The sequence below is a fragment of the Microcystis sp. LE19-8.1F genome (assembly GCF_027531715.1).
In the GTDB taxonomy this organism is placed as follows: domain Bacteria; phylum Cyanobacteriota; class Cyanobacteriia; order Cyanobacteriales; family Microcystaceae; genus Microcystis; species Microcystis wesenbergii_A.
Genome location: NZ_JAPZSO010000138.1, coordinates 1 through 15,617, shown reverse-complemented (window position 1 = coordinate 15,617; position 15,617 = coordinate 1). Strand labels below are relative to the sequence as shown.

The following is a 15,617-nucleotide window of genomic DNA, read 5'->3' as shown; positions in this document are numbered from 1 at the left end:
TTCCCCTCAAGAAACACGGTCGTCGTGCTAAGAGTCTTTTTCGCTTAGGTTTTGACCATCTTCGTCATCTGATTCTTAACCCTTCTTTGCCTAATCATCGGGATTTTCTTCATTCCCTACAATTTTTGTCCTGTACTTAGTTACTGATCACTGATCACTGTTATAAGATGAATAAGGGAAAATTTACGATCGAAGCTTTTCTATGACAGTTACACCCGTTCCAACCTCCTTTAATCCTGTTTCTGGTCTAGTTAACCGTATTCTCGGCATAAAACCGCTTTTTGACATCGCTCGCTATCAGGCCCGCAATATGATGATTAAAAGAGCCGAAAAACTAGGCGTACCTTGGCGGGAAACCGTCAAACAATGGCAGCAACGGGATTGGAGTTGGGAACTGCAAGCGGTAGAAAATCCCGATCTCGTCTATCCCGAATACTACGTTTGTTCTTTCCACGCTTACGAAAAGGGCAATTTAGACTGGTTGCCAGCTTTTGAGGTAGAATCTGCCGCCTATGCTGTCCATTCTACCATCTGGCCCGGGGCGGGGATTGACGGCGATCCGCGATTGCGACGGGAATATCACCGGATATTGAAGGAGCAAATCAAGGCAGAAATTAACGATATTGTCGATTTAGGCTGTAGTGTCGGCATGAGCAGCTTCGCACTGCAAGATACTTATCCTCAAGCGCGGGTAACTGGGTTAGATCTCTCTCCCTACTATTTAGCCGTTGCCCAATACCAAGCTCAACAAAAACAAAAGACGATTCAATGGCAACACGCAGCCGCGGAAAAAACTCAATTACCCAGTCAGTCCTACGATCTGGTATCGTCGTTTTTAATGTTCCACGAACTACCCCAACAGGCTACTAGAGAAATTTTCGCCGAAGCGCGTCGTTTATTGCGATCGGGGGGTTATTTGACGCTGATGGATATGAATCCGCGCTCGGAAATTTATCGAAAAATGCCCCCTTATGTCCTAACCTTACTCAAGAGTACCGAACCCTATCTCGATCAATATTTTACTCTCGATATCGAACGGGCATTAGTTGAAGCGGGGTTTCAAACACCGATCATTACCCCCACCAGTCCCCGACATCGGGCGATTGTTGCGCGGGTTTCCGAATCATAATTTTGAGGTAATCAATGAAGATAATTTTTCGTCAAAGCTGGACAAGGATATTAACTATTGTCCCCCTATTCCTGTTAATTTTTGCCAGCAAAACCCTCGCCCATCATGCCATGGCAGGGGAAACTCCTGATAATTTTTTGAAGGGATTTTTATCGGGTTTAGCTCACCCGGTTATCGGTTTAGATCATTTAGCTTTTGTGGTGGCTAGTGGTTTAATTGCTGTGGGGATGGAACAGGGTTTATTAATTCCGATCGCTTTTGCGATTGCCACTTTAATCGGGACGGGTATTCATTTACAGGGAATAAATTTACTTTTTCCTGAGGGGATTGTTGCCCTTTCTGTGGTGATTTTTGGCGTGATTTTAACCCTAAAAAAAGGTTTACAAAATCCTTCTAATCTCTATACGATCGCTCTGGCAACTCTGGCAATGATTGCGGGAATTTTCCACGGTTATGCCTACGGAGAATCAATTATCGGGGCGCAAGTTGCCGCTTTAGTTGCCTATTTAATCGGTTTTACCGTCATCCAATTAGCGATCGCATCTGGTGCTTTTTTTCTTGGCAGTGTCATCAAGGAAAAATTAGCCAAGCAAGCAACTCTAATTAGCAAGTTAATCGGATTGGCAATTATGGCGATCGGTACAACTTTTTTAGTGGGAATTAAGTAGGGTCTGCTGAAAAAGTTTGTTGGTGGGGGCAGGGTGTGGGGTGTGGGGTGTGGGGTGTAGGGTTTTACCGATTTTGAGGTAGTCAGTTACCTAATTTTCAGGGAAAAAGTACCTGAATTTTACCCCCGATCCCTCCAATGGTCGGCACTTTTTGAGGTCAAAAAAGTCTAAAAGCCTCATCCAACAAGGTTTTTAGATTTATTCAGCAAGCCCTAAGTAAATTAATCTCGATGGGGCTAATTATTAATGGCTCTCTTGAGGTTATGGGATCGAAGAAAGGGCGTACACTATACGCCCCTACCAAACAAGTGCGGGAGAGCCGCTCAATTGAAAGAGGAGTTAGGAATTTAGTCCTCAAAGAAAAAATAAGTCAGATAAATCTAACAATAATCCTAATTCCTACCCCTACTATTTTTTTAGGTTTCAGAGGGGAAGTAACCAAACAGTTTTTTATAATCAGAGGCCAGATATCCTCGATGAAAAAAACCTAATTCTTCGGCAATTTCATAAACTAATTTTGTCTGATTATTTTGGTTAAGAGATTGATGTAAAGCATTAAGACGAAGCAATTTAAAATAATTGTAAGGAGACATTTGATAGAAGTCTTTAAATATATATTCTAAGGTGCGTTGACTTACTTTTAATTCTTGACAAATCACTGGAATAGTAAGATCAGAACGCAGATTTTTTCTCATCATTTCTTCTGCTTTTTTGAGGATAGAGGTGCGTCTGATAGTGTTTTTAGCGGTTTTAATATCTTTGGTTACTGCTAAAGTCAAAAGAAAATCTTTGACAATTTCTTCTTTTAATTTTTGACTGACAAAATTCAATCTTAATGCTTTTCTTTTCCCAGATATTTGTTGACGATCTAAATTAAATAGCATTTGATAAAGTTGATGACAAGATTGTTGGAGATGACGAATTTTTTCCGATGGGCAAATCACAATAGAAGAAGCGGAAGAATTTAAAAACTTTTTCGCTTCTGGTAACTCTAAAGTTTGGCACAATTGTTGCAGATAATTATCATGAACGTAAAGCTGAAAACGATTGGAAAAGGGATGTTGAAAAACGGAAATTTCTGATTTAGGGGGGATAATCCCAAGATAGTTATTTTCTAATGGATACAAATTTTGGAAGAAGACAGAATTCACATGAACAGGAATCGCAAAAACCCACATTTTAGAATGGATTACTCCCACAACATTCGTTAAACAATTACGTTGCGATAATTCTAACATCACTTCATCGATGATGATCCTTGAAAGATACCCTTCAAAATGATCACCACTGAGTTGTAAAGCATCTCCGTTGACGAATTCTCGATTCTGAAAATAGCGAGAAAAGTCACAAAAATATTCACTTTTAAAGGTTAATTCCTGAGAATTAATTAAAATATCGGTTTTATTGTCAAAAATAAACATTTATGTATAACTCCTGGGTTATTGAGTGAAATAAAGCTTTTTTGGCGTTGTCAAATTGAAAGATGATCCGAATCAGCTTGGAACTGAAATTACTTTGATAGCAAGGATTGCATTGCATCTTTCATATTCTGATCTGACAACGCCAGGTTTTTGACCTGTTAAAATCCGATGTTCATGCTGCGAAAATAGGATTGTGACCTTCAAAAACCTTGCATTATCCTTTTAATAGTACATTAACTCGTACAAAGAAAGAGGGCAACAAAGCCTGAAACTCCTGACTCCGTTTGGACCTCGGCGTGAGACTTCGGACGTTCGGCGAGACTTCGGACGTTCGGCGAGCTCAGTCGAGCCGCGTGAGCTTTTGTCGAACGCTCAGTCGAGCGGACGGTGCTGACGACCGACTCCTGACGACCGACTCCTAACCCCACCAACAAACTTTTTGCCGCAAACCCTAGTTATTTCAGGATGAGGTAAAGATTCCCCTAATTTCTGATAAAGTTGCATCAGAGATACTAGGACTTCTTCAGCATTTTTCACAGCTTCAGCATAAGTATTACCATGAGTTCGCCATTTTTGACCTGGAAAGTCGGGTAAGCCAACTAGATAACAATTGTCTTCATCAGACCACTGAATCACTATTCTATATTTAAGTTTTTTCATCTTCTTTTCTCCTGACCTCTTCAATGGCATTTTTGACTTCTTGATTCTTGGTAACGTTTAGCATCCGCTCCGTCTTTTCCCGAGAGAGTGATTTTCCCTGCATATAGAGGGTGTAACCAATGGTTGTGACTGCCTTTTCCCGGAAAATCAATAAATCCAGCTTTTTTGAGCATTTGTTTTAATTCTCTGATTTTTTTTGGCATCAGTCAAGATTTGATCGATCAGGTAATTTGCTGGGGGGTGTGACAAGTCTTGTATAATCTGTTAAAACTATAAGATGCTAAAAAGGCTGCGCTATAATACTCCATCAGGATGATAGCACGGTAATTAGGAGAAGCGATGAACACTATCCAACTGACAACGGAAATAGAAGATTTGATTGCTCAACAAATCAAAACAGGAAAATATCAAGATGATTTAGCCGTTATTGAAGAGGGATTGCGTTTATTGGCAGAAAGAGACAGAATTTACCGAGGAAGATTTGAAGAATTGAAACGGGAAGTTATGATTGGCGTTGAGGAATTAAGACGACAGGAAGGAATTAATGCCGAAGAGGTTTTTTCAGAATTAGAAGAGGATTTACAACAAATAGAGGCTAAGGGTTTCCCGATGAGTCAGAAATAATGTCAAAGATTATTTTCTCACCCTCAGCTAGATTGGATTTAAAGCAAATTAATAGTTACTTGGCTGGGAAAAATCCGCAAGCTGCTAGAATTTTAAAAGAAAAAATCCAACAGGCTTGTAAAAAATTAGCTAAATTCCCCAATCTGGGACGTAGGCGCGATGAGTTAATCCCTAGATTACGAAGTTTTTCAGTAGAAGATTATCTGATCTTTTATTTCCCTCTTGAAACCGGAATTGAAATCGCAAGAGTAGTCAGTGGATATAGAGATTTAGATGCTATGTTTGATGTTGATTAAGCAAGCGATCGCATCAATCTAAGGGTGTCATTCTTCCCTGCTCCCCAGTAGCATCGGCTGGGGGTTTCTTCGGGAAATTTAAGCTGATCTAAACTTAACAAAAACCTAACAAAACTTCACCGAAAAACTCTTGACTCGGGAAAAAAGAACTGGTACAACTTGACTTAGTAAAATTATGGAGGATACACCATGATGAAAACCAAAAAACTGACCCTCCATAACGCTGCTCCAATTTGGCTACGATTAATATATGAAATTTGAATGGGATGAACGCAAAAATCAAAGCAACCTTATTAAACATGGATTTGACTTCGCCGACGCTTATCGTATCTTTAACTTACCAATGGTTGTTGAATTGGATGAGCGAGAGAATTATGGAGAAACTCGCTTTGTGGCTATTGGTTTACTAGATGGACGAGTCGTTGTTATTGTCTATACTGAACCTGACGCTCAAACAATTCGCATTATATCCTTAAGAAAAGCATTATCTTACGAAGGAAAACATTATGAGCAATATCTCAAAAACAGATTGGAGTAGAATTGATGGGATGAAAGATGAGGATATTGATACTTCTGATATTCCTCCACTATCAGAAGATTTTTGGGTTAAAGCACAATTGCGACTACCGGAAGATATTGTTACTGTAAAAGTCGAAATAGATGCAGAAACTTTTGCTTGGTTTCAATCCCAGGGAGAAACTGCACAAGAACAAATGTCTGTGGCGTTAAAAACTTATGCTCAGGCCAATCAAGCTTTTTCTTCATCTATAACAAAAGTAGAATAGGGGAGCAGGGGGGGTAGCAGGGGAGTACAGGTTTTTGCTCTCATAGTAGGTTGATTCATGAATCAACCTACTATGACTGGACCAGGGAGAGCAGAGAAGCAGCGGTTTTTGCTCTTCTCGGTCCCCCTTTTCCTTGACTCACGAGTGTTAGAAGACTTAGATTCGGATAGATGAACCAGTCTATCTGGTAGTCTGTCCAAAATCTGTTAAAACTATAAGATGCTAAAAAGGCTGCGCTATAATACTCGATCAGGATGATAGCACGGTAATTAGGAGAAGCGATGAACACTATCCAACTGACACCAGAAATAGAAGATTTGATTGCTCAACAAATTAAAACAGGAAAATATCAAGATGATTTAGCCGTTATTGAAGAGGGATTGCGTTTATTGGCAGAAAGAGACAGAATTTACCGAGGAAGATTTGAAGAATTGAAACGGGAAGTCATGATTGGGGTGCAAGAGTTGAAACGTGGGGAAAGTTTTGATGGTAGAGAAGTCATCAACAGATTAAAAGCAAACAATCTTCAGAATTGTGGATATTAAATTATGACCATTATTTTAATATCTTCAACAGCTAAAGAAGATTTAGAAAGCATCAATAATCGGATTGCTTATTCTAATCTTCAAGATGCCAATCAGTTAAACTTATTACTTAAATTAAATCAAGAGAGGATCAATTATGATGACATTAGAACAAGCTCTTATAACAGTTAATCAACTACCGATTGAACAGAGAGAAATGTTAATAGAAATCATCAAAAATCAAATAATAGAATCCTATCGAGAAGAAATAGCCCAAAATGCTAAAGAAGCAAGGGAGGCTTTTCAAAGAGGAGAATTAAAACCTCAACCCTTAGAAGATATTATTAATGAATTAAAAGCCAAATTAACAGAAGATGAATGAAAGAGATTATTGCAACAGAGAAGTTTAAACGATCATTTCGTAAATTTGTCAAGCGTAATGCTCAACTTGAACAAAAAATTATTGAAACATTAAAGTTAATGCAAGAAGATATTTTTACACCTCAGTTAGCTACTCATTCATTACAAGGAAAATTATTAGGATTAAAAGCTTGTTCTTGTGGTTATGATTGTAGAATTGTATTTTCTTTGGAAACAACAGAAACTAATGATAAGGAGCAAAAAGAGGTAATTATTCTAATTGATATTGGTACTCATGATCAGGTTTATTAATTTTATCTTAATCGCATTTTCGGGATTATATGTTTGATGTTAATTAAAAAAGCGATCGCATCCATCTAAGGGTATCATTTTTCCCCGTTCCCCAATAGCATCTGGTGGGGGTTTTCTTCGGGGAAATTTAAGCTTAAGCTTAACAAAAACTTCACAAAAACTTCACGGAAAACTATTGACAAGAAGATGTCAAGGCCGCTTGATTAAATTAATTAACATCATTGGAGGATATACCCCATGAAAACCAAAAAACTGACCCCTCGTAACGCTGCTCCTGTCCAACGGGAAAATAACGCTACCGTCTCTCGTGATGGCAATGCGATCGCTCCGCAATGGGTCAATCGGCGCATACCTTTTGCGGGAGACGACGCGGAGTAGTCCCCTTGATTCTAGCACGAACCTCAAATCAGGTCAAAAGTCTTTTTCTCCTTGCCAAGGCGCACGGTTGCTCCCTTGGAATTGACGCACAATCCTAGTTAATTCGGGAGTTTCGGATACCGGGCATCGGTGAAAAAGCCCCGGGAGCAGGGAAGCAGAGGTTGTTTCTCTTCTCGGTCCCCCTTTTCCTTGACTCACGAGTGCTAGAAGACTTAGGTTCAGGGAGATGAACCCGTGCCAATAGCTTACTTCCCCAGTGGCATCGGATAGCGGTGTTCTTCTCCTTTGGCTTGTACTTCTGGCAAAAGCCCTTGTACTTTCTGGCGCATTCTTCTAGGCTGTCACCAAGTTTAAGAAAAGCAGGATGCCATTGAGTTAAGCCATCATCGGTTAAGAATGTAACGTAAGGTATTTAATGCCCTTTCTTTATCGGAAGGAGGGAAGCCATCGCAAAAATACCGTTTTTCCCAAAAGTGTCCTGTGCGATCCCCCCTAGCCCCCCTTGATAAGGGGGGAAGCCGAAGGCGGGGGGATCACATCGCCTTGTACCAGTTGAGAAAGTGCATAATTTTGGGTAAATCTTCTGGTTGGGCAGGTTCGATCAGATAATGGAGATGATTAGACATGATACAGAGAGCATAAAGCTGAAACTGGTGTTTGTCTAAAGCCTTCTTGATGGCATAAAGAAATACCTCCAGGCATTCCCGCTTGGATAGTTTGAACTCTCGGTTATTGCAGCCTGTGGTGACGTGGTAGGAATAACCAGCTTGAAGATTTCGAGGTTTTCTGGGCATATTTAAATTCTTTAAAACGGAGTAAATTTTATGTTAATCACAAAACCCCGCTTTCAAACCTTTGCCGAATATCTACAATATGAGGATAATTCAGAGGAATCTTATGAATTATTTAACGGAGAATTGGTAGAAATGCCACCAGAATCAGGACTTAACTTTCAAATTGCTAATCGTCTTTTTCTAGTCTTTGCTTTGATGCTAGGAACAGATAGAGTCAGAGGACATGGTTTAGAATTAGAAGTGAGAGGTGAACCGAAAAACCGTTATCCTGACCTAACCATTATTCGAGAAGAACATATTCAATTACTCTCCCAGAGAAATACGATTCTTCTTTCCATGTCACCCCCCTTATTAGTCATTGAAGTGGTTAGTCCGGGGGAAATCCAAAGAGAGAGAGATTACATCGCTAAAAGAAGCCAATATCAAGCTTGTGGGATTCCTGAATACTGGATAGTTGATCCTCAAACTCAAACTATTTTAGTCTTAGAATTAAAAGGAGATACTTATGCAGAAATTGGTAATTTTAGCAGTGATGACTTAGTAAAATCTTCTATATTTGGTCAACTTAATTTAAAAGTTTCTCAAGTATTTAATTAGGCAAATTAACCCCCATGATTACCGTCGAACCCATTACCTTAAACTTAAAATCCGTAAATTTAAGCGATGAGCAATTCTATCAACTTTGCCATAATAACGACGATTGGCGAATTGAAGAAAATGCCGAAGGAGAATTAATCATTATGCCGCCTGTTGGTGCTATTAGTGGAAATCGAGAAGCAGATTTAAACGCCGATTTGGTTATTTGGAATCGTCAAACAAAACTGGGTAAAGTGTTTAGTTCTTCCACTATATTTACCTTACCCAAGGGTGGTAAACGTTCCCCTGATGTCGCTTGGATTGCTAATCAACGCTGGGAAGCTTTACCCCGAGAAGAACAAGAAAAATTTGCGAGAATTTGTCCTGATTTTGTGATAGAATTAAGGTCGCGCACTGATTCTTTAAGTCAACTCCAAGCAAAAATGCAGGAATATCTCGTCAGTGGCTTAAGACTAGGTTGGTTAATTGATCCCATTAGTCAACAGGTAGCCATCTATCGCCAAAATCAGGAAGTAGAAATCGTCTCATTACCAACCACCTTATCCGGGGAGGATGTTTTACCCGGATTTACTTTAGAATTACCCCTTTTTTGACCGGAGGAAACCCCTAGATGATAGCAACTACAACAATTTCTCCTCAATTAACCATTCCACGCCTAGAAAATGGGGACAAGCTTACTCGTCGTGAATTTGAGCGTAGATATAATGCTATGCCAAAGCTGAAAAAGGCAGAACTGATTGAAGGAATTGTTTATATTATGGCTTCTCCCCTAAGAATTAAGAACCATGGTGAACCTCATGCTCAGATTATCACCTGGTTAGGTTTGTATCAAGCCTTCACCCCGAATCTGCAATTAGGTGATAATTGTACGGTTCGTCTTGATGCAGACAATGAACCTCAACCCGATGCACTATTAAGAATTAAAAATGGTGGACAATCAACGATTAGTGAGGATGGTTATGTCGAAGGTGCGCCAGAGTTAATCGTCGAAATTGCAGCGAGTACCGTCTCCCTTGACTTACATCAAAAACTTAATGTTTATCGCCGTAACCAAGTGCAAGAATATCTAGTCTGGCGAGTCGAAGATGGAGAATTTGATTGGTTTAGATTAACAAATGAAGAATATATTAAACTTGAACCGAACTCAGAAGGGATAATTTGTTCCCAGATCTTCCCTGGATTATGGTTAGATAGGGATGCTTTACTAGCCGGTGACTTAGCCAAGGTTTTAGAGGTTTTGCAATTAGGAATAGCTAGGAGATAATTAATAGTGAAATATAGCATTTTAATTCAATTAGCCTCGCCAAAACTATTACAACTAGCTGAGAAAATTACTAATGACTAACCTCCCAACTATTCCAGGATTAAAAGAACTACAAAAACAAACCAAAGGCGCATCAGAAATAACCGTCGCCATTCTCGATGGTGTAGTTGATACCGACCATCCCTGCTTCAAGGGGGCAGCTCTAACCCGTTTACCCACCCTCGTCCAGCATCAAGCCACCGCCTGGCAAATGTCCACCCACGGAACCCATATTGCCAGCCTCATCTTCGGACAACCCAACAGCGACATCCAAGGTATTGCCCTTAATCTTCAGGTTCTATCCCCAAGGCCCTCAACTGTTCCGCTAGGCGATCGGCTCGTTGTCGTTCCTGTTCGGCTCGTTGTCGTTCCTGTTGAGTAGATTCCTGGGAAGTTAACAACAAGTTACCTTCCCCATCCCACCAGCGAAGCCAGGGAAAGGATTGATTTTGGTATTCCCCCTGCCAAATTCCTAACTCTACCTTGAGAGGAACAATGGGATAATGACCGCGCTGATTAGGAGTCATTTTTTGGTAACGACCATTAACTAACTGGTACATCTCGATCTGGGCCTTGTTAACTTCATAAATTCCATAAAAAGGAATTTGAATCGCTCGCTCATAGATCCAAAATTTACCCTTGACAGGCGTTTTATCCCGTTCTTCTTCACCATTGCCAGAGACAAATTCTAAGGCAATAACCGGTTCAATGGTTTCTTTCCACATCACAAAGGAACGGCGAACTTGACCATCAATCGTTGTGGGGACATGGGGAACATAAAACCAATCGGGAGCAACAGCACCCTTTTCTAGGGATTCTGGATACTCTGGCAATCGCCAATAAATCCCACAATCTCGACCCAGACAGTAATTACCGTCAGGATGTAATTGCTCCAAAAGGGGTGTAATAGTATCCGTTAAAAGGTCTGCTTGGGGAGGCTCTTGATAGTTTTTCACAAAACTTCCATCTTTATCGGGGAGTTGGGTGTGATCGGGTAAAGGGGAAGCGCAATAAACCGTTGCAGAAGGGTCCTGAATTGTGGTTGAGGGTTGTCCCGTTTGGGTGATTGCACTCATCTTTAATTCCCCTATTTATTGTTATCTAGCTTTTATTCTATAACTGTTCTTGAAAACCTGCAAAAACTATGCCTGATCTCAATGCTATCCCCGGAATGACCGCTCTTCGCTCCCAGACAAAAGGCGATCCCCGCATCAAAATCGCCGTTCTTGATGGACCGATTGACTTAGACCGCGCCTGCTTCCAAGGAGCAAATATTACCCGCCTTGATCCCTATTGGTCGGAAGAATTTCCCATCGATCCGCAACACTTACAAGCGTTTTTAGATGTAGAAAAAAGTGGCAAAAGTGAGGAAGAAAAAGAGTATCTGTTCAAAGAAGCAATCCCCGATGAAAACATCCTCCACAGTTTGCATTTACGCTTCCATGCTAACCATATTATCAGCACCATTTGTGGCCAGCCAGATTCACCCGTAGAAGGGATTGCTCCTCAGGCTACTGTAATTAATATTCCCATCGCCTATAGCAACGAAGATTTTATTAATCCTCTCAATCTTTCCAGGGCAATTAGTACCGCTATTGAACAGGGAGTTAATATTATCCATTGTGCAGCTTGTCACCCAACTCAAAGCGGATTAGCTCACGAATTTATTGATAAAGCAATTCGTCAAGCTCAAGCTAATAATATCCTGGTGATTGCTCCAGGAGGTAATGATCAAGGAGAGTGTTGGTGCGTTCCTGCGGTGTTAGAAAATGTCCTGACCGTAGGAGCAATGAAAGATACAGGCGAGCCATTTAAATTTAGTAATTTTGGTGGTAAATATGCAACTCAAGGGATTCTCGCTCCCGGAGAGAATATTTTAGGCGCTCAACCCGGAACCGATGACCCCATCCGCAAAAAAGGGACTAGCTGCGCGGCTCCCATTGTGACAGGAACAGCCGCTTTATTGATGAGTTTGCAATTAGAACAGGGGTTATCTCCTGATGCAGAAGCAGTAAGAGCCGCCTTGATTAATAGTGCCATCCCCTGCGATCCTAATGAAGTAGCAGAACCAGAACGCTGTTTATTAGGAAAAATCAATATTGCGGGTGCTTATGAACTGCTGACGGGAGAGAAATTACAAACTGTTGAAGCGGATAACAATTCGTCGAATAATATCATAGAATCGGCGGTAATTCCGATGACAGTGACAACCTCGGTTATCCCATCTAATACAACCGAGATGGCGACTCAGGGAATAACTATAACCCCCCCAACAGCAGCGACAATAGAACTGGCGATCGCTCCTAGCAATGTTTCAGAAAATGTTTCCTCAAACGGATTAATACAAAATAATCAAACAAATAACAAGATTGTCTTTAATAGTGTCGTTCCTAGTCAACGTTCAAACCTGGTTTATGTGTTAGGAACTTTAGGTTATGACTTCGGCACAGAAGCGCGTCGGGACACCTTTAAACAGTTAATGCCAACCATCACGATCGATAATCTTGAATTACCATCCAATCCCTACGATGCGCGGCAAATGGTAGATTATTTAGAAAGTAATCTATCAGAAACTAAGTCTTTAATTTGGACAGTCAATTTAGAACTAACTCCCATCTATGCAATTAAACCCGTGGGAGCTTTTGCCGCCGAGATTTATCAAGTCATGCAATATATGTTAGCGGGTCAAATATTGCCAGAAGCTGACGAAGATTATGTGGAAAGGGTGAGTATACCTGGTATGCTGACCGAGGAAACCGTGAGACTTTTTTCTGGTCAAATTGTTCCCGTCATCAAGGTTAATAGTCCCCGGGGAATGTATGGCTGGAAAGTTAATACTCTCATTGAATCAGCGCTAGAAACTGTTAGCGCAGAACATGAAATCGCCGATGAAGCGAGGATGCGTCGTTCTCTGACCAGTTTCTTAAATCGCATTTATTATGACTTACGCAATGTCGGACAAATCGCCCGCGATCGCGCTTTAAATTTTGCGGCTACTAACGCTTTTCAAGCCGTACAAACCTTCTCCCAAGCAGTAGCGATGGGAATGGAACTACACAGTATTGAAGTAGAAAAAAGCCCCTTCTGTCGCTACGGAAGTGAATGCTGGGATGTGAAATTAAAATTCTTTGATCCCGAAAATGGTCTGCGCGCTAAACGAGTTTTTCGCTTTACTATTGATGTCAGCGATCGCACTCCAGTAACCTTAGGAGAAGTGCGCTCTTGGGCTGTTTCTAAGTGAGGTTTTAGCTTATCCCATTTAAGGCTCCCAAAACATTTTAGATAAAATTGAAATGTATGTTATCTTGGCATTTTGTATGTTAATTTAGCATAAAGAGTAACGAAGAGCCGGAACTTTTTCTATATATATGGCTATCATTCTGGCCTAGCAAATATGCTCCATCCCTGTCAATAAAAAAATATTACAATAAACATGGGTACATTAAGAAAAGTTAATGGGTGTATCCATTGATGGATAAGGGTGTTCGGCTATTGTAGTAGATATGTATGGGGAAGTTCAGGCTGAACTTCCCCACCAATCACACCAGGTGCAATGTAGGGGCGCAACGCTTGCGCCCATTGTAAGGTCGAGAAATAACAGGCTGATAGCTTAATGCTATAAATCTTCTTCTACCAAAGCCTCGACCCGTCCTGTTTTGACCGCTTCCACCAAAGCGGCGTGATCTCGTTCTGTCTGCTCCGCATAAGCGCTCGCAAATTCTCCCATCGCTAGATCGAACTGATCTCCTTTCCCCAAATAACCGCTAATGGTGGCCGCATCTCCAGATTTGGCGTGGGCGCGGGCCAAGGTCCAGCCACAGAACTCGGCGTAGCGTTGCAGTTGGACGGCCGATACTCCCTCAATGGGTAGGGAAAACTTCATATCCCGCAGTTGCCGTAAATAGAAGTTATTGCCCCGTCTTCCCTGGGTCCAGCCTAAAAATATGTCGCTAGAGGATTGCATCAATCTCTGGCCTGTAACCACCCGTTGTCCCTGATTTTCATACTGGCTCTTGGCGGTATAGGGTTCCAGAACCGAAGGGCAAGCCTCCTTAACTTGTAGGATGAGGGGATGGTTATCTTCCGAGAACAATAGGGCGATATAACATCTGGTGCCGACACTACCAATGCCCACCACTTTCAGGGCAAAGTCCTCTAACTGGTAGCGATCGAACAGGACCCGGCGTTCCTCCGGCAGGGATTGGCGATAGTCTTCCAGACCCTCACGCACGAGAGTCTCCCAATCCGGTTCGTTGACATGGTAGAGAATGGGCGGCTGATCGACAAAGCGATTGCGTCCCCCGCTTTGGGTGACGATCTTGGGGTAGAGATGTTCGATGATGCGCTCGCGGGCCTTTGTCATCATCTGTTCCCGTATCTTCCGCGTCTTTTCGTCGGGGGCCATCTCGAGCACCTGTTCCACTCCTATGCGCGTGTACCACACCTCTAACGGACTGAGGCGAGAATATTCCCGCAGGTGTTCCCGATAGGAACGAGCGCAATCGATCGCCGCCGCCTTCGATTCTCGATCGGATAGATCGCTATCCCTGCCAGCGATGACAAAGCTGACCACCAGACGCTTGAGATCCCATTCCCAAGGTGCGGGCAGGGTTTCGTCGAAATCGTTAATATCGAAGACTAAATTGCGTTCGGGGGTGGCAAAAAATCCGAAGTTCAAGAGGTGGCAATCTCCGCAGGCCTGCACGATAACGTCGGTTTTGGGAGTGGTGGCCAGATCGTAGGCCATCAAAGCAGCGGAACCGCGCAGGAAGGTAAAGGGACTCCGCAACATACGCCCGTAGCGGATGGGAATCAATTCCTGTAATCGCCCCCGATTTGATGCTTCGATGATCTCGATCGGCTCCCGACCGGCTGCGGGGGGTTGCCAGATAGCGTGGCTAGAACGCGGCAATCGCTCCCGCAGGGATTTACCGATCTGGATGCGTTCTTCCCGTGAACGGAATCGAGCTTGAGAAGGTGAGCGGATAGGGGTTTCTATTTGGTGGTTCATAGCGACTTTTTCCCCTGAATGAGATTACATCCCTTGCTGTTAGATGACTAAATGAAGACAAGCAATAGGAAATAGATAAGTCAATAGTGATGGTTCCCCTTCTGGGATAACTTTCTAACATTTCCTCCTGTAGAGATAGCTTCTGATGCTCGGTTCAACAATTAATCTTCACTCGCTTCTTATCTGGGGAAGATCAACATTATCGATCACACATTTTTTTCTGAAATGGCTATCTCTTAAATTTGCTTAACTTTTAGCCCAATGGCAGCCCGGCTATTTCGATTGTATCTTGAGCAAAAATTGCTCGTGGAATGCTCGTAACAAAATTTTATCTCAAATGTCGGGTGAAGATCGTCGGTTTTACCGAAGGGATGAAACAAAGGCGAGCACAGAACAGCGAAGCACAACTAAGAATAGGTGTCCGGCTCATGTTACGCTACCGCTAACGGGACTCAAACGATAACAAAAGATAACTGAGGGTATAATGGGACTTAAACGCTCAACAAAGGTTTAATCGAGTATAATCGTTACAGAATAAGCACTTAACGTTGAGAAATCGGCGATGAAAGAGACAACCCCTAGCGATGCCCCCCTGCTTTGACCGATGGTGTGGACGGTTTGACAATTGCTTCAAAAACGAAGCGCAAAAAAACGGCTTCAGACAATATTTAGGAGGATTATTAGGGGAAAGTGAGAGGAAAAACCTCCCTCAAATGGCCAATAATGCCGTCGGAGTAGTTTATAACCGATTACAT

21 protein-coding genes and 3 pseudogenes are annotated in these 15,617 nt (G+C 41.9%); 18 read left to right on the top strand and 6 right to left on the bottom strand.

Features of this window, described 5'->3' with window-relative positions:
- The 3 genes and pseudogenes from O9334_RS13575 to O9334_RS13565 all read left to right on the top strand — a co-directional run.
- A pseudogene (locus O9334_RS13575) lies at nt 1–140 on the top strand (IS4 family transposase); the annotation flags it as partial.
- Between the two features lie 62 nt (nt 141–202).
- Nucleotides 203–1,129, top strand: coding sequence for a class I SAM-dependent methyltransferase (locus O9334_RS13570; protein ID WP_149987282.1), 927 nt, complete (start codon nt 203–205; stop codon nt 1,127–1,129).
- A gap of 14 nt (nt 1,130–1,143) precedes the next feature.
- Nucleotides 1,144–1,797, top strand: a complete 654-nt coding sequence (locus O9334_RS13565) for a HupE/UreJ family protein (RefSeq protein WP_066029591.1) — start codon at nt 1,144–1,146, stop codon at nt 1,795–1,797.
- Between the two features lie 416 nt (nt 1,798–2,213).
- Here O9334_RS13565 and O9334_RS13560 read toward each other — a convergent pair whose 3' ends face one another.
- The 3 genes and pseudogenes from O9334_RS13560 to O9334_RS13550 form a co-directional block, all read right to left on the bottom strand.
- On the bottom strand, nt 2,214–3,218 hold the full coding sequence (locus O9334_RS13560; protein WP_288000534.1) for a helix-turn-helix domain-containing protein: 1,005 nt from the start codon (nt 3,216–3,218) through the stop codon (nt 2,214–2,216).
- 372 nt (nt 3,219–3,590) lie between these two features.
- Nucleotides 3,591–3,878, bottom strand: coding sequence for a type II toxin-antitoxin system HicB family antitoxin (locus O9334_RS13555; protein WP_238567790.1), 288 nt, complete (start codon nt 3,876–3,878; stop codon nt 3,591–3,593).
- A pseudogene (locus tag O9334_RS13550) lies at nt 3,865–4,081 on the bottom strand (type II toxin-antitoxin system HicA family toxin). The gene O9334_RS13555 and the pseudogene O9334_RS13550 overlap by 14 nt, the downstream one beginning before the upstream one ends.
- 136 nt (nt 4,082–4,217) lie before the next feature.
- Here O9334_RS13550 and O9334_RS13545 point away from each other — a divergent pair.
- The 9 genes from O9334_RS13545 (at nt 4,218) to O9334_RS13505 (ending at nt 7,157) form a co-directional block, all read left to right on the top strand.
- Nucleotides 4,218–4,502 carry a ribbon-helix-helix domain-containing protein gene (locus O9334_RS13545; RefSeq protein ID WP_045358643.1) on the top strand — a complete coding sequence of 95 codons (285 nt, stop codon included), beginning with the start codon at nt 4,218–4,220 and terminating at the stop codon, nt 4,500–4,502.
- Nucleotides 4,502–4,798, top strand: coding sequence for a type II toxin-antitoxin system RelE/ParE family toxin (locus O9334_RS13540; protein ID WP_045358642.1), 297 nt, complete (start codon nt 4,502–4,504; stop codon nt 4,796–4,798). The genes O9334_RS13545 and O9334_RS13540 overlap by 1 nt, the downstream gene beginning before the upstream one ends.
- Before the next feature lie 250 nt (nt 4,799–5,048).
- Nucleotides 5,049–5,336 (top strand): BrnT family toxin, encoded by a 288-nt coding sequence (locus O9334_RS13535; RefSeq protein WP_045358641.1) that lies wholly within the window; start codon nt 5,049–5,051, stop codon nt 5,334–5,336.
- Entirely contained in the window at nt 5,305–5,583 is a 279-nt protein-coding gene (locus tag O9334_RS13530; protein WP_045358640.1) for a hypothetical protein, read from the top strand. The genes O9334_RS13535 and O9334_RS13530 overlap by 32 nt, the downstream gene beginning before the upstream one ends.
- Nucleotides 5,584–5,864: 281 nt before the next feature.
- A complete protein-coding gene (locus tag O9334_RS13525; RefSeq protein ID WP_045358639.1) occupies nt 5,865–6,128 on the top strand; it encodes a ribbon-helix-helix domain-containing protein in 264 nt (87 codons plus the stop codon).
- Between the two features lie 3 nt (nt 6,129–6,131).
- Entirely contained in the window at nt 6,132–6,299 is a 168-nt protein-coding gene (locus O9334_RS13520) for a hypothetical protein (protein ID WP_238567788.1), read from the top strand.
- Complete coding sequence (locus O9334_RS13515; RefSeq protein WP_045358638.1) at nt 6,265–6,489, top strand: hypothetical protein; 225 nt, start codon at nt 6,265–6,267, stop codon at nt 6,487–6,489. The genes O9334_RS13520 and O9334_RS13515 overlap by 35 nt, the downstream gene beginning before the upstream one ends.
- Nucleotides 6,486–6,779 (top strand): type II toxin-antitoxin system RelE/ParE family toxin, encoded by a 294-nt coding sequence (locus O9334_RS13510; RefSeq protein WP_045358637.1) that lies wholly within the window; start codon nt 6,486–6,488, stop codon nt 6,777–6,779. The genes O9334_RS13515 and O9334_RS13510 overlap by 4 nt, the downstream gene beginning before the upstream one ends.
- 237 nt (nt 6,780–7,016) lie before the next feature.
- Nucleotides 7,017–7,157, top strand: a complete 141-nt coding sequence (locus tag O9334_RS13505) for an anacyclamide/piricyclamide family prenylated cyclic peptide (RefSeq protein WP_072024809.1) — start codon at nt 7,017–7,019, stop codon at nt 7,155–7,157.
- A 533-nt stretch (nt 7,158–7,690) separates the two neighbouring features.
- Here O9334_RS13505 and O9334_RS13500 read toward each other — a convergent pair.
- Nucleotides 7,691–7,951, bottom strand: a complete 261-nt coding sequence (locus tag O9334_RS13500; RefSeq protein WP_080754260.1) for a transposase — start codon at nt 7,949–7,951, stop codon at nt 7,691–7,693.
- 30 nt (nt 7,952–7,981) lie between these two features.
- Between O9334_RS13500 and O9334_RS13495 the strand changes: the two genes are divergently transcribed.
- The 4 genes from O9334_RS13495 (at nt 7,982) to O9334_RS13480 (ending at nt 10,233) form a co-directional block, all read left to right on the top strand.
- On the top strand, nt 7,982–8,548 hold the full coding sequence (locus tag O9334_RS13495; RefSeq protein ID WP_045358636.1) for a Uma2 family endonuclease: 567 nt from the start codon (nt 7,982–7,984) through the stop codon (nt 8,546–8,548).
- A 14-nt stretch (nt 8,549–8,562) separates the two neighbouring features.
- A complete protein-coding gene (locus O9334_RS13490) occupies nt 8,563–9,141 on the top strand; it encodes a Uma2 family endonuclease (protein WP_045358635.1) in 579 nt (192 codons plus the stop codon).
- 17 nt (nt 9,142–9,158) lie between these two features.
- Nucleotides 9,159–9,812, top strand: coding sequence for a Uma2 family endonuclease (locus tag O9334_RS13485; RefSeq protein WP_045358634.1), 654 nt, complete (start codon nt 9,159–9,161; stop codon nt 9,810–9,812).
- A gap of 73 nt (nt 9,813–9,885) precedes the next feature.
- Nucleotides 9,886–10,233 carry a S8 family serine peptidase gene (locus O9334_RS13480; protein WP_288000519.1) on the top strand — a complete coding sequence of 116 codons (348 nt, stop codon included), beginning with the start codon at nt 9,886–9,888 and terminating at the stop codon, nt 10,231–10,233.
- Here the strand turns inward: O9334_RS13480 and O9334_RS13475 are convergent.
- Complete coding sequence (locus O9334_RS13475) at nt 10,136–10,927, bottom strand: Uma2 family endonuclease (protein ID WP_288000517.1); 792 nt, start codon at nt 10,925–10,927, stop codon at nt 10,136–10,138. The two genes, O9334_RS13480 and O9334_RS13475, sit on opposite strands and share 98 nt — an antisense overlap.
- A gap of 68 nt (nt 10,928–10,995) precedes the next feature.
- Here O9334_RS13475 and O9334_RS13470 point away from each other — a divergent pair, with 68 nt between their 5' ends.
- On the top strand, nt 10,996–13,092 hold the full coding sequence (locus tag O9334_RS13470) for a S8 family peptidase (protein WP_288000515.1): 2,097 nt from the start codon (nt 10,996–10,998) through the stop codon (nt 13,090–13,092).
- 375 nt (nt 13,093–13,467) lie between these two features.
- On the opposite strand, the gene O9334_RS13465 is transcribed toward O9334_RS13470, so the two are convergent.
- The gene (locus tag O9334_RS13465; RefSeq protein WP_045358631.1) at nt 13,468–14,862 is read right to left on the bottom strand and encodes a DUF2252 domain-containing protein; all 1,395 of its coding nucleotides are present in this window, start codon (nt 14,860–14,862) and stop codon (nt 13,468–13,470) included.
- Nucleotides 14,863–15,424: 562 nt separating this feature from the next.
- On the opposite strand from O9334_RS13465, the pseudogene O9334_RS13460 reads away from it, so the two are divergent.
- Nucleotides 15,425–15,617, top strand: a pseudogene (locus O9334_RS13460) (IS701 family transposase); the annotation flags it as partial.